At 34.6% G+C, this 25,145-nt stretch carries 36 protein-coding genes; 32 read left to right on the top strand and 4 right to left on the bottom strand.

Annotated elements, in window-relative coordinates; translation table 11 throughout:
* Positions 1 to 150: 150 nt before the first annotated feature.
* From Q5N74_RS01035 to Q5N74_RS01020, 4 genes are all read right to left on the bottom strand, one after another.
* Entirely contained in the window at positions 151 to 993 is an 843-nt protein-coding gene (locus Q5N74_RS01035; RefSeq protein WP_304386803.1) for a DUF1735 domain-containing protein, read from the bottom strand.
* A gap of 15 nt (positions 994 to 1,008) precedes the next feature.
* Entirely contained in the window at positions 1,009 to 2,511 is a 1,503-nt protein-coding gene (locus tag Q5N74_RS01030) for a SusD/RagB family nutrient-binding outer membrane lipoprotein (protein WP_304386802.1), read from the bottom strand.
* Positions 2,512 to 2,524: 13 nt separating this feature from the next.
* Positions 2,525 to 5,608, bottom strand: coding sequence for a SusC/RagA family TonB-linked outer membrane protein (locus Q5N74_RS01025; protein WP_304386801.1), 3,084 nt, complete (start codon positions 5,606 to 5,608; stop codon positions 2,525 to 2,527).
* Between the two features lie 117 nt (positions 5,609 to 5,725).
* Positions 5,726 to 7,420, bottom strand: coding sequence for a POTRA domain-containing protein (locus tag Q5N74_RS01020; RefSeq protein WP_304386800.1), 1,695 nt, complete (start codon positions 7,418 to 7,420; stop codon positions 5,726 to 5,728).
* 179 nt (positions 7,421 to 7,599) lie between these two features.
* Between Q5N74_RS01020 and rpsL the strand changes: the two genes are divergently transcribed.
* The 32 genes from rpsL to rplQ all read left to right on the top strand — a co-directional run bounded on the left by rpsL (position 7,600) and on the right by rplQ (position 25,051).
* A complete protein-coding gene (rpsL, locus tag Q5N74_RS01015; RefSeq protein ID WP_106659416.1) occupies positions 7,600 to 8,013 on the top strand; it encodes a 30S ribosomal protein S12 in 414 nt (137 codons plus the stop codon).
* Between the two features lie 21 nt (positions 8,014 to 8,034).
* Positions 8,035 to 8,511 carry a 30S ribosomal protein S7 gene (gene rpsG / locus Q5N74_RS01010; RefSeq protein ID WP_304386799.1) on the top strand — a complete coding sequence of 159 codons (477 nt, stop codon included), beginning with the start codon at positions 8,035 to 8,037 and terminating at the stop codon, positions 8,509 to 8,511.
* A 6-nt stretch (positions 8,512 to 8,517) separates the two neighbouring features.
* Positions 8,518 to 10,644 (top strand): elongation factor G, encoded by a 2,127-nt coding sequence (gene fusA / locus Q5N74_RS01005; protein WP_304386798.1) that lies wholly within the window; start codon positions 8,518 to 8,520, stop codon positions 10,642 to 10,644.
* Positions 10,645 to 10,655: 11 nt separating this feature from the next.
* A complete protein-coding gene (gene rpsJ / locus Q5N74_RS01000) occupies positions 10,656 to 10,961 on the top strand; it encodes a 30S ribosomal protein S10 (protein ID WP_111309258.1) in 306 nt (101 codons plus the stop codon).
* A 122-nt stretch (positions 10,962 to 11,083) separates the two neighbouring features.
* Entirely contained in the window at positions 11,084 to 11,701 is a 618-nt protein-coding gene (gene rplC, locus Q5N74_RS00995; RefSeq protein ID WP_304386797.1) for a 50S ribosomal protein L3, read from the top strand.
* Complete coding sequence (gene rplD / locus Q5N74_RS00990; RefSeq protein ID WP_304386796.1) at positions 11,701 to 12,330, top strand: 50S ribosomal protein L4; 630 nt, start codon at positions 11,701 to 11,703, stop codon at positions 12,328 to 12,330. The genes rplC and rplD overlap by 1 nt, the downstream gene beginning before the upstream one ends.
* Before the next feature lie 5 nt (positions 12,331 to 12,335).
* Positions 12,336 to 12,626: a 50S ribosomal protein L23 gene (gene rplW / locus Q5N74_RS00985; protein WP_304386795.1), complete on the top strand. Its 291-nt coding sequence runs from the start codon at positions 12,336 to 12,338 to the stop codon at positions 12,624 to 12,626.
* Positions 12,627 to 12,636: 10 nt separating this feature from the next.
* The gene (gene rplB, locus Q5N74_RS00980) at positions 12,637 to 13,461 is read left to right on the top strand and encodes a 50S ribosomal protein L2 (RefSeq protein WP_304386794.1); all 825 of its coding nucleotides are present in this window, start codon (positions 12,637 to 12,639) and stop codon (positions 13,459 to 13,461) included.
* Positions 13,462 to 13,464: 3 nt separating this feature from the next.
* Positions 13,465 to 13,743: a 30S ribosomal protein S19 gene (gene rpsS / locus Q5N74_RS00975; RefSeq protein ID WP_028283873.1), complete on the top strand. Its 279-nt coding sequence runs from the start codon at positions 13,465 to 13,467 to the stop codon at positions 13,741 to 13,743.
* Between the two features lie 6 nt (positions 13,744 to 13,749).
* On the top strand, positions 13,750 to 14,157 hold the full coding sequence (rplV, locus tag Q5N74_RS00970) for a 50S ribosomal protein L22 (RefSeq protein WP_304386793.1): 408 nt from the start codon (positions 13,750 to 13,752) through the stop codon (positions 14,155 to 14,157).
* 7 nt (positions 14,158 to 14,164) lie between these two features.
* Positions 14,165 to 14,893, top strand: a complete 729-nt coding sequence (gene rpsC, locus Q5N74_RS00965; protein WP_132218418.1) for a 30S ribosomal protein S3 — start codon at positions 14,165 to 14,167, stop codon at positions 14,891 to 14,893.
* Between the two features lie 21 nt (positions 14,894 to 14,914).
* Positions 14,915 to 15,334: a 50S ribosomal protein L16 gene (rplP, locus tag Q5N74_RS00960; protein ID WP_304386792.1), complete on the top strand. Its 420-nt coding sequence runs from the start codon at positions 14,915 to 14,917 to the stop codon at positions 15,332 to 15,334.
* Positions 15,335 to 15,347: 13 nt separating this feature from the next.
* Positions 15,348 to 15,539, top strand: a complete 192-nt coding sequence (gene rpmC / locus Q5N74_RS00955; RefSeq protein WP_304386791.1) for a 50S ribosomal protein L29 — start codon at positions 15,348 to 15,350, stop codon at positions 15,537 to 15,539.
* Between the two features lie 12 nt (positions 15,540 to 15,551).
* Positions 15,552 to 15,809 (top strand): 30S ribosomal protein S17, encoded by a 258-nt coding sequence (rpsQ, locus tag Q5N74_RS00950; RefSeq protein WP_117172447.1) that lies wholly within the window; start codon positions 15,552 to 15,554, stop codon positions 15,807 to 15,809.
* Positions 15,810 to 15,811: 2 nt separating this feature from the next.
* Entirely contained in the window at positions 15,812 to 16,180 is a 369-nt protein-coding gene (rplN, locus tag Q5N74_RS00945) for a 50S ribosomal protein L14 (protein ID WP_304386790.1), read from the top strand.
* 14 nt (positions 16,181 to 16,194) lie between these two features.
* Complete coding sequence (gene rplX / locus Q5N74_RS00940) at positions 16,195 to 16,506, top strand: 50S ribosomal protein L24 (RefSeq protein WP_304386789.1); 312 nt, start codon at positions 16,195 to 16,197, stop codon at positions 16,504 to 16,506.
* Positions 16,507 to 16,508: 2 nt separating this feature from the next.
* Positions 16,509 to 17,060: a 50S ribosomal protein L5 gene (gene rplE, locus Q5N74_RS00935; protein ID WP_304386788.1), complete on the top strand. Its 552-nt coding sequence runs from the start codon at positions 16,509 to 16,511 to the stop codon at positions 17,058 to 17,060.
* Between the two features lie 3 nt (positions 17,061 to 17,063).
* Positions 17,064 to 17,333, top strand: coding sequence for a 30S ribosomal protein S14 (gene rpsN / locus Q5N74_RS00930; RefSeq protein WP_304386787.1), 270 nt, complete (start codon positions 17,064 to 17,066; stop codon positions 17,331 to 17,333).
* A 67-nt stretch (positions 17,334 to 17,400) separates the two neighbouring features.
* Positions 17,401 to 17,799 carry a 30S ribosomal protein S8 gene (gene rpsH / locus Q5N74_RS00925; RefSeq protein WP_304386786.1) on the top strand — a complete coding sequence of 133 codons (399 nt, stop codon included), beginning with the start codon at positions 17,401 to 17,403 and terminating at the stop codon, positions 17,797 to 17,799.
* An 11-nt stretch (positions 17,800 to 17,810) separates the two neighbouring features.
* A complete protein-coding gene (gene rplF, locus Q5N74_RS00920; RefSeq protein ID WP_304386785.1) occupies positions 17,811 to 18,353 on the top strand; it encodes a 50S ribosomal protein L6 in 543 nt (180 codons plus the stop codon).
* A gap of 10 nt (positions 18,354 to 18,363) precedes the next feature.
* Positions 18,364 to 18,720, top strand: a complete 357-nt coding sequence (rplR, locus tag Q5N74_RS00915) for a 50S ribosomal protein L18 (RefSeq protein ID WP_304386784.1) — start codon at positions 18,364 to 18,366, stop codon at positions 18,718 to 18,720.
* 6 nt (positions 18,721 to 18,726) lie between these two features.
* Entirely contained in the window at positions 18,727 to 19,251 is a 525-nt protein-coding gene (gene rpsE, locus Q5N74_RS00910; protein WP_304386783.1) for a 30S ribosomal protein S5, read from the top strand.
* An 11-nt stretch (positions 19,252 to 19,262) separates the two neighbouring features.
* Positions 19,263 to 19,445 (top strand): 50S ribosomal protein L30, encoded by a 183-nt coding sequence (gene rpmD, locus Q5N74_RS00905; RefSeq protein WP_117172439.1) that lies wholly within the window; start codon positions 19,263 to 19,265, stop codon positions 19,443 to 19,445.
* 14 nt (positions 19,446 to 19,459) lie between these two features.
* On the top strand, positions 19,460 to 19,912 hold the full coding sequence (gene rplO, locus Q5N74_RS00900) for a 50S ribosomal protein L15 (RefSeq protein WP_304386780.1): 453 nt from the start codon (positions 19,460 to 19,462) through the stop codon (positions 19,910 to 19,912).
* A gap of 14 nt (positions 19,913 to 19,926) precedes the next feature.
* The gene (secY, locus tag Q5N74_RS00895; RefSeq protein WP_304386779.1) at positions 19,927 to 21,276 is read left to right on the top strand and encodes a preprotein translocase subunit SecY; all 1,350 of its coding nucleotides are present in this window, start codon (positions 19,927 to 19,929) and stop codon (positions 21,274 to 21,276) included.
* Positions 21,277 to 21,285: 9 nt separating this feature from the next.
* Positions 21,286 to 21,501: a translation initiation factor IF-1 gene (gene infA, locus Q5N74_RS00890; protein WP_028289261.1), complete on the top strand. Its 216-nt coding sequence runs from the start codon at positions 21,286 to 21,288 to the stop codon at positions 21,499 to 21,501.
* A 78-nt stretch (positions 21,502 to 21,579) separates the two neighbouring features.
* Positions 21,580 to 21,696, top strand: a complete 117-nt coding sequence (gene ykgO / locus Q5N74_RS00885; protein WP_074961360.1) for a type B 50S ribosomal protein L36 — start codon at positions 21,580 to 21,582, stop codon at positions 21,694 to 21,696.
* Between the two features lie 2 nt (positions 21,697 to 21,698).
* Positions 21,699 to 22,073 carry a 30S ribosomal protein S13 gene (rpsM, locus tag Q5N74_RS00880; protein ID WP_304386778.1) on the top strand — a complete coding sequence of 125 codons (375 nt, stop codon included), beginning with the start codon at positions 21,699 to 21,701 and terminating at the stop codon, positions 22,071 to 22,073.
* Between the two features lie 100 nt (positions 22,074 to 22,173).
* Complete coding sequence (gene rpsK / locus Q5N74_RS00875) at positions 22,174 to 22,566, top strand: 30S ribosomal protein S11 (protein ID WP_304386777.1); 393 nt, start codon at positions 22,174 to 22,176, stop codon at positions 22,564 to 22,566.
* 183 nt (positions 22,567 to 22,749) lie between these two features.
* On the top strand, positions 22,750 to 23,355 hold the full coding sequence (rpsD, locus tag Q5N74_RS00870) for a 30S ribosomal protein S4 (RefSeq protein ID WP_304386776.1): 606 nt from the start codon (positions 22,750 to 22,752) through the stop codon (positions 23,353 to 23,355).
* Positions 23,356 to 23,449: 94 nt separating this feature from the next.
* A complete protein-coding gene (locus tag Q5N74_RS00865) occupies positions 23,450 to 24,442 on the top strand; it encodes a DNA-directed RNA polymerase subunit alpha (protein ID WP_304386775.1) in 993 nt (330 codons plus the stop codon).
* Between the two features lie 135 nt (positions 24,443 to 24,577).
* Complete coding sequence (gene rplQ, locus Q5N74_RS00860) at positions 24,578 to 25,051, top strand: 50S ribosomal protein L17 (protein ID WP_304386774.1); 474 nt, start codon at positions 24,578 to 24,580, stop codon at positions 25,049 to 25,051.
* Positions 25,052 to 25,145: the final 94 nt, after the last annotated feature.

Raw genomic sequence — 25,145 nt, 5'->3', positions numbered from 1 at the left:
TAGATCATTATCCTAATTTATTAGGGCTATGAGCTTCAATATTAGTAAGAAGCTGTTAGGTTTCGGAGAAGAAAAGAAAGGGGACGGTGAAAAAAAAACATCCCTTTAAACTATGTTTAAAGGGATGTTTAAAATGGTAATTGAAGTAAATTATTGTTTAACCATGGTTATAACTCTTGAGCCACCAAAACAGCCAATACTTACACAGCGCTTAAACTCTAAATTCATGGAAAAATCGCAAGAATTGTAAGTTGATTGTTCGGGAGTCAATGTTGATGCCCATACCGGACCATACGTAGAATGCGAGTAAATGAAAAAGTTTTCATTACCAATATAAGTAATTGTAGGGTTGGTAACATCTGTACTTAAGACAACTAAAATTTTGTCGGTTCCATATGCTTCGGCATTAGTGATAAGCAAAGAGTTTGGTTCCGGACCTAATTCCACTGTTGATGTTCTAGAACCAGAAACTCTCGTGGTTGTAGAGGTGTAATTACCTACGAAATTACTTAAATCCAAAGAACAAACAGCCTGAAGAATAACACTTGTAGTGTTGGTTTCTGAAACTCCTTGTGAAGAAGAGTCTATCTTTAAGACTAGAGTTTTTGCGTCAAAAGGATCTAAGTTAGCCGTGTTAACGTTTATTACAGCGTTTACTGATAATTCACCCGCAGGTATAGTAAATGTTGTTGTCTCTAATGTGTATTCTGTACCTGAATTGGCAGTTGAACTAGCATCAGCGCTGATTGTAATTTCAACAGGCGTGCTTATTGATTGGTTTCTACCGCCAATAATAGTTAAAGGAACATTGTAAGATGTAACTGAGCCGTCTTTAATGAAATTAGCAGTAACGCTAGGCTTTTCAAATTGAGCCAGGATAGGGCCTTTTCCAAAATCCGTTTCTGTAGGATCTAGTAATTCATCACAAGAATTGAGGGTAACTATACCCAATGTAAGAATTAAAAAAACTCTTAAAAATTTTATATTTTTCATGTTTTTTGTTTTTTATTATTTCCAAAATGGATTTTTAGTAAATACATCATTTACACCTTGCGTAGGAACATTGTTTATATTTCTTGATACTTCAGACGCAGGGTATAATAGTCTGACAGGTCTAGATCCTGCGGATTCAGCTGGGATAGGTAAGTTTGCAGGGAAACCAGTTCTTGTTAAATCAATCCATGATTCAATAGACGAAGTACCATTTAAAGCAACCCATTTTTGAGTCATAATAGCAGCTATTTTATTAGGTGAAGAACTCCACGAAATATTGACTAAATCTTGACCATAATAAGTCTGTGCTTCAGTTGCCGCGTTAGGAACAGCTAGTTGTGTGAAAGAGGCCTCAATAGCATCTTCATAAAGAGCTTGAGCTGCAATATCACCTCCAGCTAAATAGCCGCGAGTGGTAGCTTCTGCTTGAATGAATAATGATTCTGCCATTGACATTACTATTTGGTCTTGGTCTGCGCTTATTAATAAACCAGGTCCTACCTTAGATAAATCATTTGATGTAAATCCTGTACCTGGTAATACAGTTGATTGAACAGCTCCCTTATATGCACCCCCCGTTGCGGCTGGTTTATAAAGTCTATCTCTTCTAGGGTCATTTGAATTTGTTAAAAAATTCATGGCATATTCTGAAGCAACTGTATAATCTCCTCTATTTTGTTGAATACCTGTTACAGGAAGTACAAAATAGTCCCAAAAAGGGCTTTGTTTATCTGTTGAATTTGTATAGCCTGGATTCGAAGTAACAGCTGTTGTTATATACCCTCCGCCATTAGCATCAATTTCAGCTATTTCAGATGCAATATAAGGTGTTTGGCCTGTATTACTTAATCTAACTAACATTCTTAATTTAATCGTATTAGCGAATTCTACCCAATGGTCCATGTCTCCATAGAAAAAAGTATCTTGGGTTCCTGGGTTTTCAGCTGCATCAGGTGCATTTTGAATTAAATCCACAGCTACGGCTAAATCTTCTATAACAGCTTTGTATATTGTTTCAGCATCATCATATTTAGGTGTTGTGTTGTCACCTCTTAAATTAGCTTCAGAATAAGGAACGTCTCCATAAATGTCCACTAATAGTTGATATTGAAAACCTTTTACTATTTTAGAAATAGCTTTATAATTTGAATAATCTATGGCTCCAGTAGGATCCTCATAGGATTCTATATAAGTTAAATCCTTGAAGATTGAAACATATGAGGTTTCAAATATATTTGAAAAATCATCAGCAGAGAAATCATATCTAGAATAGATTGAATTTGCTGACCAGTTGGATGGAGTCGCCCAATTTACAACTAGAAAATTACCTAAATAAGTCATAGTTCGTGCATTCAATGCAGAAAAATTTTCTAAGGCTACAGGTAACGTTAAACTTGGTGTAGATATTGAAGGGTTGTTTGGATTGTCATTTACATCTAGAAATTCATCACAGCTCACACTTATCAGAGCAAGAGCAAAAAGGAATAAGATCGCTTTTTTCATTTTTATTGTTTTCATTTTCATTTCTTTTTTAAAATGTTATGTTTACAGTTAGACCGTACTGTCTAGTTGGAGCGGTCTGAGATTGTGTACCTACACCAACAGCATTTCCTGTTGTAAAATTGAATTCGGGGTCTGTAGTAACATTGTCTTTAGGACGTAGTGTAACTAAATTTCTTCCAAATATTCCAACTGATAAATCATCGATACCAATTTGATCTAGTGTAGAGCTATCAAATGTATATGATAACAACACTTCTCTTAATTTTAAGGTAGTCGCGTCTGTAACATAGTTTTCTTTTACATCATTATAACTATCCCAAAAGGCATTACCACCCCCAGATGTTAATCTGTTACCGTTGGCTATATAGCCTCCAGATCCATCTGAATAAGACGAGTTAGGGAAAACAAAAGGTTGTCTGCCAGAAGTAGCACTATGCTTGGATAGACCAGTAAATTCTATAGCATCAACTATTGCGTTGTAGAATACGTGACCAGTTCTATAATCAGCAACCGCATATAGACTCCAATTTTTGTATTTTACATTTGTATTCATCCCTACTATGTAATCAGGAGTAGTCTTTCCTTGAATCTGGTTGATAGGGTCTTGTATTGGGTCTCCGTTATCACCAACAATTACTCTTCCTTCAGAATCTTTTAAGTAAGATGTTGTTCTGATTTGCGGGTAAGGTTGGCCAACTTTGGCAATAATTTGAGCCGATGTAAATCCACCAATATTTAATTCATCTACACCGTCGGCAAGAGAAATTACTTCAGATTTTTGTAGTGCATAATTTAGACCTACGTCCCATTTAAAATTATTAGACTTTAAAATAGTCCCATTTAAACCAAGCTCTAAACCTTGGTTTTCAATTTCACCAATGTTTATTATTGCACTTGACGCTCCAGAAGCTAAAGAAGTGTTAACAGGGATGATTTGATCTGTTGAATTAGTTTTGTAACCTGTTATAGTGGCTGATAATCTATTTTTGAAGAATGCCATGTCGATTCCTGCCTCAAGAGATTTTGTAAACTCAGGACTTAAATCTGGAGCAGGAACTTGGCTAGATTGCGTTAAACCTACAGTAGAACCATAAGGGAAATTTGCAGGCGCTGAAAAAGTTCCTTGTGTAGCATATACTCCAGGATCGTTACCTGTTTTTGTTAAATTTAAAGTAGCTTTTAAATAGCTTAATCCATTTTCAGTTACTAAATCAGGTATCGCATTACTTGCAACGAAAGAAATACCTGCACCATAATAAAAGAAAGAGTTTGCGTCTTTGGGTAATGTAGAAGTCCAGTCATTTCTACCTGTAGCACTTAAGAACAGAAAATCTTTGTAGCCAAGAGTTAAGTCTCCATATACACCCATTTTTCTGTAATTTGTAGTACCTTCAGAACCCACTAAATCACCTGTTCTAGTAGAAACATTATAGAAATCAGGAATAATTAAGTCGCTACCAGAAACACTTACTGTTTTTAAATCTTGTATTCTAATATTCTGGCCTGTTGTAAATTTAACATTAAAATCTTCTGTGATATCTTTATCAAATGTTAATAGGAAATCAGTGTTTGTACGTGATGAGTTAGTTAAGCCATCCGCTGTTCTAGCTCCATAAGGGTCTATTCTACTATAAACATGGTCTAGCTCATATGCATACGACAATGCTCCATATTCTCTTTTTGTGGAACTAGAAGTTCCTGTGTAACCTAAGTTTACAGACGCGGTTAACCAATCTGTAAGTTGATAATCAACGAAGGCAAGAATGTTAAATTCATTATAATCAGATTTCTCCCTTTGAGTATCTACTATGAAGTATGGGTTTTCATAAAAAGCAAAGTATGAAGTTTCATTTCTAGTAAATTTTCCTGTTCTCCAATTTTTCAATTGCTCCATAGGTAAGTGCAATGGGGTGTTAATAATATTCCAATAAAGAGGTCTGTCTTGTCGACCACCTTCACCTACTACATTGCTATGTGATCTGAAAAATGATAAATTACCTCCAACACTTAGTTTATCAAGAGTTTTAGATGCTTTTAGTCTAAAATTCGTTCTATTGTAAGCGTCATTAGGTACAATTCCAGTTGTGTTTGTTTGGTCAACAGACATTAAGAAGCTGTCATTATCTCCTCCACCGCTAACTGTAATTCCATGTCTTATGGTGTTACCGGTTTCAAAGAAATTTTTGTGATTGTCTTTAATAGGAGTGAATGGTACTTGCCAAACCTCACCATTATTTAAAGTTTCACTTGCGTCAATAAGACGTCCATCATATCGTGGGCCCCAAGCAACGTTTTCTAGGGGGTATAAAGTTCCATCAGGAAAGCCTCCTACACCAAATTCATCTTGGAACTCTGGTAAATAAGCAGCGTTTTCAGCAGTGAAAGAAGAGTTGTAGGTTACACTCATTTTTCCTTTTCCTTTTTTAGTAGTTACTAAAACAACACCGTTAGTTGCCTCAGAACCATAAAGAGCAGCAGCATTAGCCCCTTTTAAAACACTGATGTTATCAATGTCATTAGGGTTAATTCTGTCTAGCACTCCTCTTGAAGAAGGGAAACCATCAATAACAATAAGGGCTTCGTTATTTCCTAATAACGATCTGTTACCCCTAAGTACTACTCTTGTACTTGGATTAACACCATTATTAGTAGTGTTAATTTGTAAACCAGCCACTTTACCAACCATAGCTGTAGCAACATTTACGGATTTTGTTTGGGTGATCTCATCACTTTTCAGGCTAGATACCGAGTAGGATAACTCTTTTGAGTTTCTCTTGATACCTAAAGCTGTTACAACCACTTCTTCTAATGACTGTGCATCATCTTGAAGTTTAATATTAATTGTATTAGATGCGCCAATTTTTACTTCTTTGGTAGTGTAGCCAACAAAACTGATAACAAGAGTGCCTCCTTGATTAGCTTTTATTGAATAATTACCATCGAAATCAGAAGATGTTCCTGATGTGGTGCCTTTTACTAAGACGGTAGCTCCGGGAAGCGGTAAACCAGATTCATCTGTTACAGTACCCGAAATAGTCTTTTCCTGTGCGAACGTTAGTTGCACAACAAACGCTAGTAGTAGCGTTAGAATTCCACTAAACTTTGTTTTCATTTTATAATTATTTGAATTAGTCAACATCAAAAATCATAATAAAAAGTTAATAAAACAATAAAAAATGGTTAAAGTTTATCTTTTAGCAGTAAAATTTAAGAATATGATAATTTCGGACTAGAAATTTGAGGTTAAACTGAGATGTATTTTAGAATTGGAGAGCTTAAATGGCGAATTCTCAGTTTTGCCGTTGGCGTAGTTCATTTTTAGGATTCCAGTTTTAGTTAAAATTCCAAACCCAAAACCATAACCAAATAGTTTTTCCTCTAAGTTTGAAATTTTATTCTCAAAATATGCGAAATCTGTAATGGTGTGGATGTACATTGAATTGTTAAGCTGGAAACGGTATTCGGTATTTAGTAAACCTACTTGGGTGGCATAAATGGTGTTTTCTTCAAAACCCCGTATAGAGTTTATGCCACCAAAACGTATAAGTTCGTTTTCTAGGTACGTTTTAGAGTTTAGGGATACACCATTTAATCGGAAATAAATGCTGTTCTTAATATCTAGATTTATGATTTTAAAGGCATCTAAGGTTAATAAAGATTGTTTCTCTTGTTGGTTTAATTGATTTCTTTTTCCAAAATTACTCTCAAGGTATAATTGGGAGTTAATAGGGAAAAGTAGATTCGAATTCTGATTTTTTAAATATTGATAGGCTAGGGTGTAATAGGTTGTTTGGTAGTCAAAGATGCTGGGTGCTATAGTGGAGTTTAGTAGGTTGTTTGACTGTATGGATGAAATGCCAGAAAACACTTTGTGTTTAGGGTTTATTTGGTAATGTAATTTGGCGTTCTGGTTTACTGTGGAGAACGAGGAGTCTCGTTTAAATATCCGTAAGGATAAATCTATACCAATAGGTGATTTTAATAAATAGGGTAGTGATAGGTTTGTTTCGAATGTTTTTTGGTCGTTTTCGTCACTTTTATATAATAATTTAAAAGACTCGCCGTAATTTAAATTATTAGTTAAGCTTAAATTTAAATAGCCGTCAAATTGTAATTTGTTAGTGGTCTCGTCTGTTCCAAAACCTAAAAACCCGTCAAAAGAGTTGCTTTTAGTTTTTTGTAGGTATAAATAAAGCGTTGTGGAATCTTTTGAGAATAATACTTCGGGAGGTTTTATTTCACTAGCGAATCTTAAATTTCTTAACTGCTCCGTTTTAGTTTTTATAGTGTTTAGACTGAATGTTTGTTTCGGCTTTATTTTTAAGTAATGTTTTAAGTAGGAACGTGGGAAATTGTCGTATCCTTTAATTACAATGTTGCTGATTTCTCTTTTTTGGTTGGTAGACTCTATTTTTAAGGTAGCTTTTAAATCGTGTTCACCATTTATCTCAATATGTGATAAATATAATTTTGAAAACGGGAAGCCTTTTTCTGAAACCTTCGTATTTATATAATTTAATGTGCCTTCAAGTGTGCTGAATGGGATGGAAAAATAGTGATCATATACTTGTTTTGAAACATTGCTTAATAGTTTTCGGCTAATAAGTGAGTTGTCATAATATATATGTAGTTCCTTATATTTTCTTTTTAGATGAATTTCAGAAGAAAAAATAGAATCATTAATTTTTTTAATGTGTGTTATCTCATTTTCAATATATCCTATTTTATAAAGGCTCTTTTGAAGTGCTTCAATTTCAGAGTTTATAGAAGTGAAGTTTTTGTGGTTCCTTTTGTAGTTTAAAGAATCTATAGAGAATGTTTCTTGGACCGTATGTCCTTTAATTTTAAGTAGAAGGTTTTGGCTAAATAGTCCCGAAGAAAATAGTATACATATATATAGGAATAAAAAAGGTGTTTTCTGCACGGGTTGTAGAGCTGTTTTTGGTATGTAAATCTAACGGAAAACTTAAACTAATAATATAAGTTATATGAAAATATTATAAATGTTGTGAAAATTAATGATTTAGGGTTTGAAATTCACATTTTAATTTCTACCTTTGCAGCCCTCTTAAAAGAGGACTTTAAAATTTATATATAATATATATGCCAACAATTTCACAATTAGTACGAATAGGAAGAGCCAAAATAACCAAGAAGAGTAAATCGGCTGCTTTAGATTCGTGTCCACAAAGACGTGGGGTATGTACGCGTGTTTACACAACAACACCTAAAAAACCTAACTCAGCAATGCGTAAAGTTGCTCGTGTTAGATTAACAAATGGTAATGAGGTAAATGCATACATCCCAGGTGAGGGTCACAATCTACAAGAGCACTCGATAGTATTGGTTAGAGGTGGAAGAGTAAAAGATTTACCAGGAGTTAGATATCATATCGTTCGTGGTGCCTTAGACACAGCAGGTGTTGCAGGTAGAACACAACGTAGATCTAAGTATGGTGCTAAACGTCCAAAACCAGGACAAGCAGCAGCAGCTCCAGCAAAAGGTAAGAAAAAGTAATTAAACTTTTAAGAAGAAGACATGAGAAAAAGAGCAGCAAAAAAGAGACCGCTTTTACCAGATCCACGCTTTAACGACCAGTTAGTAACTCGTTTCGTTAACATGATGATGTGGGATGGAAAGAAGTCTGTGGCTTTTAAAGTATTTTACGATGCGATTGACATTGTAGAGTCGAAAAAAACAAACGAAGAAAAAACAGCTTTAGAAACTTGGAAAGATGCTTTATCTAATGTTATGCCTCACGTAGAAGTACGTAGTCGTCGCGTTGGTGGTGCAACATTCCAAATTCCAATGCAAATCCGTCCAGACCGTAAGGTTTCTACTGCGATGAAATGGTTAATTAGCTATTCTCGTAAAAGAAACGAAAAATCTATGGCATTACGTTTAGCTTCAGAAATTTTAGCAGCAGCTAAAGAAGAAGGAGCAGCGGTTAAGAAAAGAGTAGATACTCACAAAATGGCAGAAGCTAATAAAGCATTCTCTCACTTTAGATTTTAATACGACATGGCTAGAGATTTAAAATATACAAGAAACATAGGTATTGCTGCTCATATTGATGCTGGTAAAACAACAACAACAGAGCGTATACTTTATTATACAGGGGTTTCTCATAAAATTGGTGAAGTACATGATGGTGCTGCAACAATGGACTGGATGGAGCAAGAGCAAGAACGTGGTATTACCATTACTTCTGCTGCTACAACTTGTGAGTGGATATTCCCTAGAGTTGATGGTGAGCCAACAGATGATTCTAAGTCGTATCATTTTAATATTATTGATACTCCTGGTCACGTTGATTTTACCGTTGAAGTAAACCGTTCATTACGTGTACTTGATGGTTTAGTGTTCTTGTTTAGTGCAGTTGATGGTGTTGAGCCTCAATCTGAAACTAACTGGAGACTAGCTGATAACTACAAAGTGCCTAGAATTGGTTTCGTTAATAAAATGGACCGTCAAGGATCTGACTTTTTAGGTGTTTGTCAACAAGTAAAAGATATGTTAAAATCAAACGCGGTGCCAATCGTTTTAAACATTGGTGACGAAGATGATTTTAAAGGAATTATAGATTTAGTAAAAAATCGTGCAATTGTATGGCATGATGAAACTCAAGGGGCAACTTTTGATGTTATCGAAATTCCAGAAGACTTAAAAGAAGAAGCTCGTAAATACCGTGCATTACTTATTGAAGAAGTTGCAGGTTATGATGAGAATCTTTTAGAAAAATTCATGGAAGATGAAAATTCTATTACAGAAGATGAAGTGCATGCTGCACTTAGAGCTGCTGTAATGGATATGGCTATCATTCCTATGGTTTGTGGTTCTTCATTTAAAAATAAAGGAGTACAGTTTTTATTAGATGCTGTATGTCGTTATTTACCTTCTCCAATGGATAGAGAAAGTGTAGTTGGAATTAATCCAGATACAGATAAAGAAGAAAGACGTAGACCAGATGTAAACGAGCCTTTCGCAGCGTTAGCGTTTAAGATTGCTACAGATCCTTTCGTAGGTCGTTTAGCTTTCTTCCGTGCTTATTCAGGTCGTTTAGACGCAGGTTCTTATGTTTTAAATAATACTTCTGGTAAGAAAGAACGTATTTCTAGAATTTATCAAATGCACGCTAATAAACAAAATGCTATCGATTTTATCGAGGCAGGTGATATTGGTGCAGCAGTAGGTTTTAAATCTATTAAAACTGGAGATACATTATCTGATGAAAAACATCCAATCGTTTTAGAATCTATGGACTTCCCTGACCCAGTTATTGGTATCGCGGTTGAGCCTAAAACTAAAGCAGATGTTGATAAAATGGGTATGGCTTTAGCTAAATTAGCAGAAGAAGATCCAACATTCACAGCAAGAACTGATGAGGCTTCAGGACAGACTATTATATCTGGAATGGGTGAGCTTCACTTAGATATAATTGTTGACCGTTTACGTCGTGAGTTTAAAGTTGAAGTAAACCAAGGGCAACCACAAGTTGAATATAAAGAGGCAATCACACAATCTGCTGATCATAGAGAAGTTTACAAAAAACAATCTGGTGGTCGTGGTAAATTTGCTGACATTGTATTTACTGTAGAGCCTGCAGACGAAGGTGTAACAGGACTTCAATTTGAATCTGTAATTAAAGGTGGTAACGTTCCTAAGGAATTTATACCTTCAATTGAAAAAGGATTTAAAATGGCTATGGTTAATGGTCCATTAGCAGGATATGAAATCGATGCTATGAAGGTAACTTTAAGAGATGGATCTTACCACGATGTGGATTCTGATGCATTATCTTTTGAGTTAGCTGCTAAGTTAGGATTTAAGAACTGTGCTAGAGCTGCAAAAGCAGTGATCATGGAACCTATTATGAAAATTGAAGTAATAACTCCTGAGGAAAACATGGGAGATATTGTTGGAGATTTAAATAGAAGAAGAGGTCAAGTAAGTGATATGGGTGATAGAGCTGGTGCAAAAACTGTAAAAGCAACTGTGCCACTTTCTGAAATGTTTGGTTATGTAACTACATTAAGAACATTATCATCTGGTCGTGCAACATCAACAATGGAATTTTCACACTATGCTGAAACACCTTCAAATATATCTGAAGAAGTAATCAAAGCAGCTAAAGGAGTTGAATCGTAAATCTTAAGAAAATGAGTCAAAAAATCAGAATAAAATTAAAATCTTACGATCACAATTTAGTGGATAAGTCTGCTGATAAGATTGTAAAAACAGTAAAAAGCACCGGTGCGGTGGTAACAGGTCCAATACCATTACCAACAAACAAGAAAATTTTCACTGTATTACGTTCTCCACACGTAAATAAAAAGGCAAGAGAACAATTTCAATTAAGCTCTTATAAGAGATTATTGGATATTTACTCTTCGTCTTCAAAAACAATTGACGCTTTAATGAAACTTGAATTGCCAAGTGGAGTTGAAGTTGAGATTAAAGTGTAAGTAAACGCTAACATGTCCTTAACGATGGTTAAGGAAAAACGGTAAAATACAATTCAAGGTTGAAATGTATTTCAGCCTTGAATTTTTTAATAACAAATAGTAATAATTAATAAATAATAAATATGTCTGGGTTAATTGGAAAAAAAATCGGTATGACCAGCATTTTCGATGAAAATGGAAAAAACATTCCATGTACAGTAATCGAAGCTGGACCATGTATCGTTACCCAAGTCAGAACTGAAGAAGTTGACGGCTACAAAGCTGTTCAATTAGGTTTCGATGACGCGACAGAAAAAAGTGCTACTAAAGCTGACTTAGGTCATGCTAAAAAAGCAGGGACTTCTGTAAAACGCAAAATCGTTGAATTCAAAGGTTTTGGTGAGGAGTACAAGTTAGGTGACGCTGTCACTGTTGAGCACTTCATGGAAGGTGAGTTTGTTGATATCTCTGGGATATCAAAAGGAAAAGGTTTCCAAGGTGTTGTAAAACGTCATGGATTTGGTGGAGTTGGTCAAGCAACACACGGTCAACACAACCGTTTAAGAGCCCCTGGTTCTATTGGTGCTGCTTCATATCCTGCAAGAGTTTTCAAAGGAATGAAAATGGCAGGAAGAATGGGTACTGACTCAGTAAAAGTTGAAAATTTAAGAGTTTTAAAAGTAGTAGCTGATAAAAATCTACTAGTTGTTAAAGGTTGTGTACCTGGACATAAAAACTCTTATGTAATTATTAGAAAATAATGAAAGTAGCAGTTTTAGATATAAACGGAAAAGATACAGGAAGAAAGGCAGACCTTTCTCAAGATGTATTTGCTATTGAGCCTAATAATCACGCAGTATATTTGGATGTTAAACAATACTTAGCAAACCAAAGACAAGGAACTCACAAAGCTAAAGAGCGTGCTGAGATCTCTGGAAGTACTCGTAAGATTAAAAAGCAAAAAGGTACTGGTACAGCGAGAGCTGGTAGTATTAAGTCGGGTGTTTTTAAAGGTGGTGGTCGTATGTTCGGTCCAAGACCAAGAAACTATAGCTTCAAACTTAATAAAAACGTAAAACGTTTAGCTCGTAAATCAGCCTTAAGTATCAAAGCAGGAGAGCAGTCAATTGTTGTATTAGAAGATTTCACTTTTGATTCAGTAAAGACTAAAAACTTCACTGCTATATTGAAAGCCTTAGACTTAGAAAACAAAAAATCTCTGTTTGTGTTGGGTGCGTCGAATAATAATGTATATTTGTCGTCACGCAATTTGAAAGGGTCTGAAGTTATAACTGCCTCAGAACTAAATACTTACAAGATTTTAAATGCAGGTCGAGTTGTGCTTTTAGAGGGAGCTTTAGAAGGAATTGAAACAAATTTAAGTAAATAGAAGCCATGAGTATCTTAATTAAACCTATAATCACAGAAAAAGCGACAGCTAATAGCGAGTTAAATAACTGCTATACTTTTGCAGTGAAAACAAAGGCGAACAAGGTAGAAATCAAAAAAGCAGTGGAAGCTGTTTATGGTGTTTCTGTTGAAAAAGTTCGTACTATAAATGTCCGTCCAGACAGGAGTACTAAGTTTACAAAAACTGGTATCCAACATGGTAAAACAAATGCTGTTAAAAAAGCAATTGTACAACTGGCGGAAGGTGAAATGATTGATTTATACAGTAACATGTAATTAAAGACAAATGTCAGTAAGAAAATTAAAACCAATCACACCAGGACAGCGATTTAGAGTAGTAAATGGATTTGACGCCATTACTACTGATAAGCCGGAAAAGAGTTTGCTCGTTCCGAACAAAAGGTCTGGTGGTAGAAACAGTCAAGGAAAAATGACCATGCGCTATATAGGTGGAGGTCATAAAAGAAAGTATCGTATTATCGATTTTAAACGTGACAAAGCAGGGATCCCTGCTGAAGTTAAGTCTATCGAATACGATCCAAACAGAACCGCATTTATCGCATTATTGAATTACCAAGATGGCGAAAAGAGGTACATCATCGCTCAGAACGGTCTACAAGTAGGTCAAACTGTAGTGTCTGGTGAAAATGTTGCTCCAGAAATTGGAAATGCAATGCCACTTAGCCAAGTTCCATTAGGAACTATTATTTCTTGTTTAGAATTACGTCCAGGACAAGGAGCTATTATGGCTCGTAGTGCTGGTGCTTTTGCTCAATTAATGGCAAGAGATGGTAAATTCGCTACAATTAAATTGCCTTCAGGTGAAACAAGATTAATTCTTGTTAACTGTTTAGCAACGATAGGTGTTGTGTCTAATTCAGATCATCAATTGTTAGTATCTGGTAAAGCAGGTAGATCAAGATGGTTAGGAAGACGTCCACGTACTAGACCAGTAGTAATGAATCCAGTTGATCACCCAATGGGTGGTGGTGAAGGTAAATCTTCAGGAGGACATCCTCGTTCTCGAAACGGTATTCCAGCTAAAGGGTATAGAACTCGTTCTAAAAAGAATGCAAGTAATAAATATATTGTAGAACGTAGAAAGAAATAAGACATGGCAAGATCATTAAAAAAAGGACCTTACGTTCATTATAAATTAGAGAAAAAAGTGGCTGACAATGTGGAAGCTAACAAAAAAACGGTAATCAAAACGTGGTCTAGAGCCTCTATGATTACTCCGGATTTTGTTGGACAAACTATCGCAGTTCACAATGGCCGCCAATTTGTACCAGTATATGTAACTGAAAATATGGTAGGTCATAAATTAGGAGAATTTTCACCAACGCGTTCATTCCGTGGACATGCAGGTGCTAAAAACAAAGGTAAAAAGTAGTAAGCTATGGGAAGTCGTAAAAAACAAATGGCAGACGCTATTAAGGAAGGAAATAAGCTAGTTGCTTTTGCTAAACTTAATAATTGTCCTACGTCACCGAGAAAAATGCGTTTAGTAGCCGATTTAGTAAGAGGCGAAAAAGTAGAAAAAGCTCTTAATATCTTAAAATTCAATCAAAAAGAAGCTTCTGGAAAGTTAGAGAAATTGCTTTTATCTGCAATTGCTAACTGGCAGTCTAAAAACGAAGAAGCTAGCATTGAAGATGCTGAGTTGATTGTAAAAGAAATTAGAGTAGATGGAGGAGCAATGTTAAAAAGATTGCGTCCAGCACCACAAGGTCGTGCACACAGAATTAGAAAACGTTCAAACCACGTAACAATCGTAGTTGGAGCTAACAATAATACACAAAGCTAAGATAGATATGGGACAAAAAACAAATCCAATCGGGAATCGCTTAGGGATTATCAGAGGATGGGAATCTAACTGGTACGGAGGTAATGATTATGGAGATAAGCTTGCTGAAGACGATAAGATTAGAAAATACGTACATGTACGTTTATCTAAAGCTAGTGTAAGTAGAGTAATTATTGAGAGAACTTTAAAACTTGTAACCGTTACTATCACTACTGCTAGACCTGGTATTATTATCGGAAAAGGTGGCCAAGAGGTAGACAAGTTAAAAGAAGAACTTAAAAAAATTACTGGAAAGGAAGTTCAGATTAATATCTTTGAGATTAAAAGACCTGAACTTGATGCATTTTTAGTAGGATCTAGCATTGCACGTCAAATTGAAAACAGAATTTCATACCGTCGTGCTATAAAAATGGCTATTGCTGCTACTATGCGTATGAACGCTGAAGGAATTAAAGTTCAAATTAGTGGTCGTTTAAATGGAGCTGAAATGGCTCGTTCTGAACACTACAAAGAAGGACGTATTCCTTTATCAACCTTTAGAGCCGATATTGATTATGCACTTGTTGAGGCACACACTACTTATGGTAGATTAGGTGTGAAAGTGTGGATTATGAAAGGTGAAGTATATGGTAAAAGAGAACTTTCTCCGCTAGTTGGATTATCCAAAAAGCAAGGAAAGGCAGGTGCAGGAGCACCACGTGGAGGGAATAATTCTAAGCCACGTCGTAGAAAGTAATTTTTTATAAAGTAAAGAAAAATGTTACAGCCTAAAAGAACAAAATTTCGTAAGCAACAAAAAGGACGTATGAAAGGTCTATCGAATAGAGGACACCAACTTTCAAACGGTACTTTTGGTATAAAATCACTCGAGTCTGAGTTTTTAACATCGCGTCAAATAGAAGCTGCACGTATTGCCGCTACACGTCACATGAAAAGAGAAGGGCAACTTTGGATTAAAATATTTCCAGATAAGCCAATTACAAAGAAACCTCTTGAAGTACGTATGGGTAAAGGTAAAGGTGCTGTTGAGTATTGGGTAGCGGTTGTTAAACCAGGAAGAATGCTTTTTGAAGTAGGAGGAGTATCGTTAGAGATCGCAAAAGAAGCGTTACGTTTAGCAGCTCAAAAACTACCAGTAAAAACAAAGTTTATCATTGCTCGCGATTACGAAGCATAATTTATTTGATATTATGAAACAATCAGAAATTAAAGAATTATCAGTAGCCGAGTTACAAGAGAAACTTGGTGAAACAAAGAAGAGTTATTCAGACCTAAAATTAGCTCATGCAATATCTCCTTTAGAAAATCCAATCCAGTTACGAAACATAAGACGTTCTGTAGCTAGAATTGCGACCGAATTAACTAAAAGAGAATTACAATAATTCTGCTAAAAGATGGAAACAAGAAATTTAAGAAAAGAACGTATAGGAGTTGTTACTAGTAACAAAATGCAAAAATCAATAGTTGTTGCAGAAGTTAAAAAAGTTAAACACCCTATGTATGGTAAGTTCGTGTTGAAAACAAAGAAATATGTTGCACACGACGAGACAAACGATTGCAATATTGGAGATACAGTAAGGATCATGGAAACAAGACCTTTAAGTAAATCTAAATGTTGGAGATTAGTTGAAATCATAGAAAGAGCTAAATAATTATGGTACAGCAAGAATCAAGATTAAAAGTAGCAGATAACACTGGAGCAAAGGAAGTTTTAACTATCCGTGTTCTAGGTGGTACTAAAAGAAGATATGCATCTGTAGGAGACAAAATCGTTGTTTCTATAAAAGACGCAACACCTAATGGAAACATTAAAAAAGGTGCTGTTTCTACTGCAGTAGTTGTACGTACTAGAAAAGAAGTAAGAAGACCAGATGGATCTTATATTAGATTCGACGATAACGCATGTGTGCTTTTAAATGCTCAAGGTGAGATGAGAGGAACACGCGTATTTGGCCCTGTTGCTAGAGAACTTCGTGATAAACAATTCATGAAAATTGTATCATTAGCACCTGAAGTGCTTTAATACATTAATTTAAGATGACAAAGCTTAAAATAAAAACTGGAGATACTGTAAAAGTAATTGCTGGAGACCATAAAGGTGCTGAAGGTAAAGTACAAAAAGTATTAATAGACAAGAACAAAGCGATCGTTGAGGGCGTGAACATGGTTAAGAAACATACTAAACCAAGTGCACAAAACCCACAAGGAGGAATCGTTGAGAAAGAAGCTGCTATTCATATCTCTAATTTATCGTTGTTAACTTCTAAGGGAGAAACAACAAGAATTGGATACAGAGTAGAAGGCGATAAAAAAGTAAGATTTTCAACAAAATCTAATGAAGTAATATAGTTATGGCATATTCACCGAGACTTAAAGAAGAGTATAAAAGCAAAGTAATTGCAGCTCTTACCGACGAATTTGGATATAAAAATGTAATGCAAGTTCCTAAACTTACTAAGATAGTAATATCTAAAGGTGTTGGAGCGGCCGTTGCAGACAAGAAACTTATCGACTACGCAGTAGAAGAATTAAGTACTATATCTGGACAAAAAGCTATTGCGACTATATCTAAAAAAGATGTTGCTTCTTTCAAATTACGTAAAGGGATGCCAATTGGGGCAAAAGTAACTTTACGTGGCGAAAGAATGTATGAATTTTTAGACCGTTTAGTAACTTCTGCACTTCCACGTGTAAGAGATTTTAACGGAATTAAAGCAACAGGATTTGATGGACGTGGTAACTACAATTTAGGAGTTACTGAACAAATTATATTCCCTGAGATTAATATTGATAAAGTTAATAAAATCTCAGGAATGGATATTACATTTGTAACATCTGCTGAAACTGATAAAGAAGCAAAATCATTATTAACCGAATTAGGATTACCTTTTCAAAAGAACTAAGTTATGGCTAAAGAATCAATGAAAGCCCGCGAGGTAAAAAGAGCTAAAACAGTAGCTAAATATGCTGAAAAACGTAAAGCTTTGAAAGAAGCTGGCGATTATGAAGCATTACAAAAGTTACCAAAAAACGCTTCTCCTGTTCGTCAACATAATAGATGTAAATTAACAGGAAGACCTAGAGGGTATATGAGAACATTTGGTGTTTCTCGTGTAACATTTAGAGAAATGGCCAACAATGGTCTTATTCCTGGAGTTAGAAAAGCAAGTTGGTAATATTATTAAAATAATCAGATTTTAGGTTCGGAATAGTCCGAAAACCAAGATCACAAATCAATTCATTATGTACACAGATCCAATAGCGGATTATTTGACAAGAATTAGAAATGCAGTGCGTGCTAACCACAGAGTGGTTGAGATCCCAGCATCTAATCTTAAAAAAGACATTACTAAAATATTATTCGAACAAGGATATATTTTAAGTTATAAGTTTGATGACTCTTCAGTACAAGGAACTATTAAAATAGCCCTTAAGTACAACAAAGAGACTAAAGAGCCTGTAATTAAAAAGATTGAAAGAATAAGTAAACCAGGTTTACGTAAGTATGCAAGTTCAAAAGAATTACCTAGAATCCTTAACGGTCTTGGTATTGCCATCGTTTCTACTTCTCACGGAGTAATGACAGGTAAACAAGCCAAAAGAGATAATGTAGGTGGTGAAGTTTTATGTTACGTTTACTAAAAAGATAAGATATGTCTAGAATAGGTAATAACCCAGTAGTAATTCCAGAAGGCGTTACAGTTGATATAAAAGACGGAATAGTTACAGTAAAAGGAAAATTGGGAGAATTAACTCAAAATTTCGATTCTGTAGATATTAATGTTGAAGAAGGAAATGTATTAGTAACACGTAAGTCTGATACAAAGGATCAAAAAGCAAAACATGGTTTATATAGATCATTAATGCATAACATGATTGAAGGTGTTTCTAAAGGATGGACTAAACAATTAGAATTAGTAGGTGTAGGATACAGAGCTAGTAACCAAGGTCAAAGATTGGAATTAGCATTAGGATTTTCTCACTCTATCGTTTTAAGTTTAGCTTCAGAAGTTATAGTTGAAACAATTTCAGAAAAAGGTAAGAACCCAATCATTAAACTTACTTCTCACGATAAACAACTTGTTGGACAGGTTGCTGCAAAGATTCGTGGATTTAGACCACCAGAGCCTTATAAAGGTAAAGGTATCAAGTTTGTTGGTGAGGTATTAAGAAGAAAAGCAGGTAAATCAGCTTAATAAGGAAGTTATGGCATTGACAAAATACGAAAGAAGAATAAGAATTAAAAACAGAATTCGCAAGATTGTTTCTGGTACAGAAGCGAGACCTAGATTAACTGTTTTTAGAAGTAATAAAGAGATTTATGCTCAAGTTGTAGATGACGTTACTGGTGTTACCATCAGTGCAGCATCTTCAAGAGATAAAGAGATTAGTTCTGCAAAAGCAACTAAAATTGAAGTAGCTAAGTTAGTAGGTAAGTCGCTTGCTGAAAAAGCTTTAAAAGCTGGTATAGAAACTATCGCTTTTGATAGAGGTGGTTATTTATATCATGGTAGAGTTAAATCATTAGCTGAAGGAGCTAGAGAAGCAGGACTTAAATTCTAAGAAATTATGTTTAAAAAATATAAAAGTGCAGAATTAGTAAAACCAGGTGGATTAGATCTTAAAGATCGTTTAGTTGGTGTACAAAGAGTTACAAAAGTAACTAAAGGTGGTAGAGCATTTGGTTTCTCAGCAATTGTAGTAGTTGGTGATGAAGCTGGTGTTGTTGGACAAGGTTTAGGAAAATCTAAAGACGTTGCTAGTGCAATTGCAAAAGCTGTTGAAGATGCTAAGAAAAACCTAGTTCGTATTCCTTTAAAAGGAAAAACATTACCACATGAGCAAAAAGGTAAATACGGTGGAGCAAGAGTAAATATTATTCCTGCAGCACAAGGTACAGGTGTAATTGCTGGTGGTGCTGTGAGAACAGTACTTGAAGCAGTTGGTGTACACGATGTATTATCAAAGTCTCAAGGATCTTCAAATCCTCACAATGTTGTAAAAGCAACTTTTGATGCTTTATTACAATTAAGAGATGCGAATACCATTGCTCGTGATAGAGGTATTTCACTTGAACAAGTATTTAAAGCTTAATACAGACAGAGATGGCAAAAATTAAAGTAACAAAAGTTAAAAGTGCAATCAATTGTCCGTTAAGACAAAAAAGAGTTTTAATATCTTTAGGTCTTAAAAAGATTGGTCAAGTAAAAGAGCACGAAGCTACATCAAGTATTCTTGGTATGGTAAGTAAAGTAAATCACTTAGTTTCTGTTGAAGAAATTAAATAATAATATACTGAAAAATGGATTTAAGTAATTTAAAACCTGCAGAAGGTTCAGTTAAAAATCAAGGAAAAAGAATAGGTCGTGGACAAGGTTCTGGTAAAGGTGGTACCGCTACACGTGGTCACAAAGGTGCTAAATCTCGTTCTGGTTATTCTAAGAAAGTAGGATTTGAAGGAGGGCAAATGCCACTTCAAAGACGTGTTCCTAAATTTGGTTTTACTAACATTAACCGTGTAGAGTATCAAGGTATTAATTTAGATACTTTGCAACAATTGGCTGACGATAAGAAAGTTGGTGATACTGTTGATTTTGAAACATTATTCGCAAACCGTTTAATTGGAAAAAACGATCTAGTTAAAATATTAGGTAGAGGTGAATTAAAAGCAAAATTAAAGGTATCTGCACATAAGTTTACTGCTTCAGCAAAAGCTGCTATTGAAGCTGCTGGTGGAGAAGCTGTAACATTATAAGACTTATTATAAGTATGAAATTTATAGAATCGTTAAAAAATGTTTGGAAAATAGAAGAACTAAGAAACAGAATCATGGTAACTCTTGGTCTGTTATTAGTTTACCGTTTCGGTGCTCAAGTAGTACTACCTGGTATTGATGCTGCACAATTAGATGGGTTAGCTGATAGTACTGATGGTGGTTTATTAGGGTTACTTAATGCCTTTACAGGTGGTGCTTTTGCAAATGCTTCGGTTTTTGCATTAGGTATTATGCCTTACATTTCAGCTTCTATTGTTGTTCAGTTAATGGGAATAGCAATTCCATATTTACAAAAGCTACAAAAGGAAGGTGCTAGTGGTCAAAAGAAAATCAACCAAATCACGCGTTGGTTAACTATTGCAATCTGTTTGCTACAAGCGCCAGGTTATTTAGCTAGTTTACCAGCATTAGGAATCCCTGCAAGTGCCTTTTTATTAGGTACAGGGCCATTATTTTACTTCTCTTCAGTTACTATTTTAGTAACAGGCTGTATCTTTGCGATGTGGTTAGGAGAAAAGATTACCGATAAAGGTATTGGTAATGGTATTTCCTTATTAATTATGGTTGGTATTATCGCAAGGCTACCTGCATCATTCATTCAAAATGCTGCTACCAGATTAGAAGGTAACAACGTAATGCTTATTCTTTTTGAATTGGTATTATGGTTCGCTATCATTCTTGGTTGTATCATGTTAGTAATGGCTGTTAGAAAAATTGCTGTACAATATGCAAGAAGAACAGCTACTGGTGACTATGAAAAAAGTGCTATGGCAGGTTCTAGACAGTACATTCCATTAAAGCTTAATGCTTCTGGTGTAATGCCTATTATATTTGCACAAGCAATTATGTTCGTTCCAAGTTTAGTTGGAGGTTCGGCTCTTTTAAAAGAGACTACCTTTGGTGTATGGATGCAAACAAATTATGCAGATATTTTTGGCTTAGCTTATAACATAACGTTTGCTATATTGATTATAATATTCACATATTTCTATACTGCAATTACAGTCCCTACCAATAAAATGGCAGACGATTTAAAACGTAGTGGTGGTTTTATTCCTGGGATTCGTCCTGGATCTGAAACATCTGAATATTTAGATAAGATCATGTCTCAAATAACCTTACCAGGTTCTATATTTTTAGCGTTCATTGCTGTATTTCCAGCATTAATAGTTAAAATTATGGGTGTTCAACAAGGATGGGCATTATTCTTTGGAGGTACCTCGCTAATCATTTTAGTAGGTGTCGCTATAGATACGATGCAACAAGTAAATTCTTATTTGTTAAATAGACATTATGATGGCTTGATGAAAACTGGTAAAAATAGAAAAGCAGCAGTAGCTTAATATTATACGATGGCAAAACAAGCAGCAATAGAACAAGACGGAACGATTATAGAAGCATTATCAAATGCTATGTTTCGTGTTGAATTAGAGAATGGTCACATTGTGACAGCACATATTTCAGGTAAGATGCGTATGCATTACATTAAGTTGTTACCAGGAGATAAGGTGAAATTGGAAATGAGTCCTTATGATTTATCTAAGGCCAGAATAACATACAGATATTAAGTATTTAGAATTATGAAATACGATTTTTGAATGATACATTTGAAACAATCGTAAATCGTAAGTCGTAAATTGTAAATTATGAAAGTAAGAGCATCAGTTAAAAAAAGAAGTGCAGATTGTATAATCGTGCGAAGAAAAGGTAGACTTTACGTGATAAACAAAAAGAATCCTAGATTTAAACAAAGACAAGGGTAATTATGGCAAGAATTGCAGGTGTAGACATACCAAAAAACAAAAGAGGAGTTATCGCTTTAACATACATCTATGGTGTAGGTAGAAGTAGAGCTAAGGAAATATTAGCAGAAGCTAATGTTGATGAAAGTATTAAAGTTCAAGATTGGAACGACGACCAGATTAGTGGTATTCGTGAAGCTGTTGGTACTTTTACTATCGAAGGTGAATTACGTTCTGAAATCCAATTGAACATTAAACGTTTAATGGATATTGGATGTTACAGAGGAATTCGTCATAGATCGGGTCTTCCGTTAAGAGGGCAACGTACTAAAAACAACTCTAGAACTAGAAAAGGTAGAAGAAAAACTGTTGCTAACAAGAAGAAAGCAACTAAATAACAATTAGTCTTTAGTGTTTAGACGTTGGAAGGAATCTGTTTGAAATTATAAAAGGTTTAGGATTCTAGCGACTATCAACTATTACTGAAAACTATTAACAATGGCAAAAACAAATACAAAGAGTACAAAAAAACGTAAAGTTATTGTAGAATCTGTTGGGGAAGCGCACGTTACTGCTTCTTTTAATAACATCATTATTTCACTTACTAACAAAAAAGGAGACGTTATTTCTTGGTCTTCTGCTGGTAAAATGGGATTTAGAGGTTCTAAGAAAAATACACCTTACGCTGCTCAATTAGCTGCTGAGGATGCTGCAGGTGTTGCATCAGAAGCTGGATTAAAGAAAGTAAAGGTATACGTTAAAGGACCTGGAAATGGTAGAGAATCTGCTATCCGTTCTATTCATAATGCTGGTATCGAAGTAACAGAGATTATCGATGTTACTCCACTTCCACATAATGGATGTCGTCCTCCAAAGCGTAGAAGAGTATAATTTACATACAATCTTATTTAAAAAATTTAATATCAGCTGTTATAAATAGTTGATATTAAATTTTTTGTGTAAATTTGCAAACTGAAAAAAAATAATTAACAAGTATCAACCAAGAGATCAACGATTATCGAAGGATAAGATTAAGACCTTAATTCATAATCACTCTTTAAAAAACAATTTAAAATGGCAAGATATACTGGTCCTAAAACAAAAATAGCTCGAAAATTTGGTGAAGCTATTTTCGGAGAAGATAAATCTTTTGAAAAAAGAAATTACCCTCCAGGTCAACACGGTAACGCAAGACGTCGTGGAAAAAAATCTGAATACGCAATCCAGTTAATGGAGAAACAAAAAGCTAAATATACTTATGGTATTTTAGAGCGTCAATTTAGAGGTTTATTTAAAAAAGCTAGAGCTGCACAAGGAATTACTGGTGAAGTTTTACTACAATTATGTGAGTCTAGATTAGACAACGTAGTATTTAGAATGGGGATTTCTCCATCTAGAAGTGGTGCTAGACAATTAGTATCTCACAGACACATTACAGTAAATGGCGAGTTGGTTAATATTCCTTCTTACCAATTGAAAGCTGGAGATGTAGTTGCAGTTAGAGAAAAATCTAAATCACTTGAAGCAATCGCTAGTTCTTTAGCGAATTCAAGTAAAGTTTATGAGTGGATTACTTGGAATGATGACACGAAATTAGGAACTTATGTTTCTGTTCCTGCTAGAATCCAAATTCCAGAAAACATAAACGAGCAATTTATCGTCGAATTATATTCAAAATAATAAATTAATCATATTGGTATTTAGCCAAAGGGTTTATTAGACTTCTTCAAACTTTTAACCGCGCAACTAAATAACAATTAAAACGAAGAAAAACATGGCAGTATTTAATTTCCAAAAACCAGATAAAGTAATCATGATTGATTCTACTGATTTCGAAGGTAAATTCGAATTCAGACCTTTAGAACCTGGTTATGGTTTAACAGTAGGGAATGCATTAAGAAGAGTTTTACTTTCTTCTTTAGAGGGCTTCGCTATTACATCAGTTAGAATTGAAGGTGTAGATCATGAATTTTCAGCAATAGCTGGAGTGGTTGAAGATGTTACTGAAATCATTTTGAACTTAAAACAAGCACGTTTTAAAAGACAAATTGAAGATATCGATAATGAGTCTATCTCTATTTCTATATCTGGTCAAGAACAAATTACAGCTGGTGATTTCCAAAAGTTTATTTCAGGTTTCCAAGTATTGAATACAGAATTAGTAATCTGTAACTTAGATCCTAAAGTAAATTTCAATATGGAAATTACAATAGAAAAAGGTAGAGGATATGTGCCTGCAGAAGAAAATAAAAAGGCTGCTGCACCAATAGGTACTATTTTTACAGATTCTATTTACACGCCAATAAAAAACGTTAAATATAGCATTGAAAACTATCGTGTTGAACAAAAAACTGATTATGAAAAATTAGTTTTCGAAATCATTACAGATGGTTCTATAACACCTCAAGATGCATTAACAGAAGCTGCTAAAACATTAATTCATCATTTCATGTTATTCTCTGATGAGCGTATCACGTTAGAAGCTGATGAAATAGCACAAACTGAAACTTATGATGAAGAATCTCTTCACATGAGACAGTTGCTTAAAACTAAGTTAATCGATATGGATTTATCTGTACGTGCACTTAACTGTTTAAAAGCTGCAGAAGTTGATACTTTAGGTGACTTAGTATCTTTCAATAAAAATGACTTAATGAAATTCAGAAACTTTGGTAAAAAGTCGTTAACTGAGCTAGAAGAACTAGTAAACGTTAAAGGTTTAAATTTCGGAATGGATCTAAGTAAGTACAAATTAGATAAAGACTAGAGAATTTAGGTTAACGAATTGCTGTTTTATAATAAAAATGGCAATTCGATAATTGCAATTCATAAATTATTAATCCATCATAGTTTGCTCCCTTAAAAAGAGGTTTAGAAGCAAGATGATGACAACCAAAATGTCATGAGACACGGAAAAAAAATAAATCATTTAGGTAGAAAAACTGCTCATAGAAAATCTATGTTAGCGAATATGGCTTGTTCATTAATAGAACACAAGCGTATTAACACGACTGTTGCTAAAGCAAAAGCTTTAAAACAATTCGTTGAACCTATGATTACTAAGTCTAAAGAAGATACTACTCATAACAGACGTATTGTTATGGCTAACTTAAGACAAAAAGATGCAGTAGCAGAACTATTTAGAGATGTTGCAGCAAAGGTTGCAGATCGTCCAGGTGGTTACACAAGAATTATTAAACTTGGTAATCGTTTAGGTGATAATGCTGATATGGCAATGATAGAACTTGTTGATTACAACGAGATTTATAATGCAGGTAAAGCAGAGAAGAAAACAACAAGAAGAAGCAGAAGAGGTTCAAAACCTGCAGACGCTCCAGCTGTTGAACCTAAGGCAACAAAAGAAGAAGAAGAATAAATGTTAATAAGCATTTAAAATATAAAGGATGAACTATTTTAGTTTATCCTTTTTTTTTTAGGTATAATTTGTGGTAATTTTACGTTAAGTATTC

Source organism: Mariniflexile sp. AS56 (assembly GCF_030552475.1).
Classification (GTDB): domain Bacteria; phylum Bacteroidota; class Bacteroidia; order Flavobacteriales; family Flavobacteriaceae; genus Mariniflexile.
This window is presented reverse-complemented; position numbering and strand designations above follow the sequence as displayed.

Bases quoted from the DNA above. Each gene is read 5' to 3' on its own strand.
- Q5N74_RS01035 (WP_304386803.1), bottom strand. From the start codon at position 993: ATGAAAAATATAAAATTTTTAAGAGTTTTTTTAATTCTTACATTGGGT.
- Q5N74_RS01030 (WP_304386802.1), bottom strand. From the start codon at position 2,511: ATGAAAACAATAAAAATGAAAAAAGCGATCTTATTCCTTTTTGCTCTT.
- Q5N74_RS01025 (WP_304386801.1), bottom strand. From the start codon at position 5,608: ATGAAAACAAAGTTTAGTGGAATTCTAACGCTACTACTAGCGTTTGTT.
- rpsL (WP_106659416.1), top strand. From the start codon at position 7,600: ATGCCAACAATTTCACAATTAGTACGAATAGGAAGAGCCAAAATAACC.
- rpsG (WP_304386799.1), top strand. From the start codon at position 8,035: ATGAGAAAAAGAGCAGCAAAAAAGAGACCGCTTTTACCAGATCCACGC.
- fusA (WP_304386798.1), top strand. From the start codon at position 8,518: ATGGCTAGAGATTTAAAATATACAAGAAACATAGGTATTGCTGCTCAT.
- rpsJ (WP_111309258.1), top strand. From the start codon at position 10,656: ATGAGTCAAAAAATCAGAATAAAATTAAAATCTTACGATCACAATTTA.
- rplC (WP_304386797.1), top strand. From the start codon at position 11,084: ATGTCTGGGTTAATTGGAAAAAAAATCGGTATGACCAGCATTTTCGAT.
- rplD (WP_304386796.1), top strand. From the start codon at position 11,701: ATGAAAGTAGCAGTTTTAGATATAAACGGAAAAGATACAGGAAGAAAG.
- rplW (WP_304386795.1), top strand. From the start codon at position 12,336: ATGAGTATCTTAATTAAACCTATAATCACAGAAAAAGCGACAGCTAAT.
- rplB (WP_304386794.1), top strand. From the start codon at position 12,637: ATGTCAGTAAGAAAATTAAAACCAATCACACCAGGACAGCGATTTAGA.
- rpsS (WP_028283873.1), top strand. From the start codon at position 13,465: ATGGCAAGATCATTAAAAAAAGGACCTTACGTTCATTATAAATTAGAG.
- rplV (WP_304386793.1), top strand. From the start codon at position 13,750: ATGGGAAGTCGTAAAAAACAAATGGCAGACGCTATTAAGGAAGGAAAT.
- rpsC (WP_132218418.1), top strand. From the start codon at position 14,165: ATGGGACAAAAAACAAATCCAATCGGGAATCGCTTAGGGATTATCAGA.
- rplP (WP_304386792.1), top strand. From the start codon at position 14,915: ATGTTACAGCCTAAAAGAACAAAATTTCGTAAGCAACAAAAAGGACGT.
- rpmC (WP_304386791.1), top strand. From the start codon at position 15,348: ATGAAACAATCAGAAATTAAAGAATTATCAGTAGCCGAGTTACAAGAG.
- rpsQ (WP_117172447.1), top strand. From the start codon at position 15,552: ATGGAAACAAGAAATTTAAGAAAAGAACGTATAGGAGTTGTTACTAGT.
- rplN (WP_304386790.1), top strand. From the start codon at position 15,812: ATGGTACAGCAAGAATCAAGATTAAAAGTAGCAGATAACACTGGAGCA.
- rplX (WP_304386789.1), top strand. From the start codon at position 16,195: ATGACAAAGCTTAAAATAAAAACTGGAGATACTGTAAAAGTAATTGCT.
- rplE (WP_304386788.1), top strand. From the start codon at position 16,509: ATGGCATATTCACCGAGACTTAAAGAAGAGTATAAAAGCAAAGTAATT.
- rpsN (WP_304386787.1), top strand. From the start codon at position 17,064: ATGGCTAAAGAATCAATGAAAGCCCGCGAGGTAAAAAGAGCTAAAACA.
- rpsH (WP_304386786.1), top strand. From the start codon at position 17,401: ATGTACACAGATCCAATAGCGGATTATTTGACAAGAATTAGAAATGCA.
- rplF (WP_304386785.1), top strand. From the start codon at position 17,811: ATGTCTAGAATAGGTAATAACCCAGTAGTAATTCCAGAAGGCGTTACA.
- rplR (WP_304386784.1), top strand. From the start codon at position 18,364: ATGGCATTGACAAAATACGAAAGAAGAATAAGAATTAAAAACAGAATT.
- rpsE (WP_304386783.1), top strand. From the start codon at position 18,727: ATGTTTAAAAAATATAAAAGTGCAGAATTAGTAAAACCAGGTGGATTA.
- rpmD (WP_117172439.1), top strand. From the start codon at position 19,263: ATGGCAAAAATTAAAGTAACAAAAGTTAAAAGTGCAATCAATTGTCCG.
- rplO (WP_304386780.1), top strand. From the start codon at position 19,460: ATGGATTTAAGTAATTTAAAACCTGCAGAAGGTTCAGTTAAAAATCAA.
- secY (WP_304386779.1), top strand. From the start codon at position 19,927: ATGAAATTTATAGAATCGTTAAAAAATGTTTGGAAAATAGAAGAACTA.
- infA (WP_028289261.1), top strand. From the start codon at position 21,286: ATGGCAAAACAAGCAGCAATAGAACAAGACGGAACGATTATAGAAGCA.
- ykgO (WP_074961360.1), top strand. From the start codon at position 21,580: ATGAAAGTAAGAGCATCAGTTAAAAAAAGAAGTGCAGATTGTATAATC.
- rpsM (WP_304386778.1), top strand. From the start codon at position 21,699: ATGGCAAGAATTGCAGGTGTAGACATACCAAAAAACAAAAGAGGAGTT.
- rpsK (WP_304386777.1), top strand. From the start codon at position 22,174: ATGGCAAAAACAAATACAAAGAGTACAAAAAAACGTAAAGTTATTGTA.
- rpsD (WP_304386776.1), top strand. From the start codon at position 22,750: ATGGCAAGATATACTGGTCCTAAAACAAAAATAGCTCGAAAATTTGGT.
- Q5N74_RS00865 (WP_304386775.1), top strand. From the start codon at position 23,450: ATGGCAGTATTTAATTTCCAAAAACCAGATAAAGTAATCATGATTGAT.
- rplQ (WP_304386774.1), top strand. From the start codon at position 24,578: ATGAGACACGGAAAAAAAATAAATCATTTAGGTAGAAAAACTGCTCAT.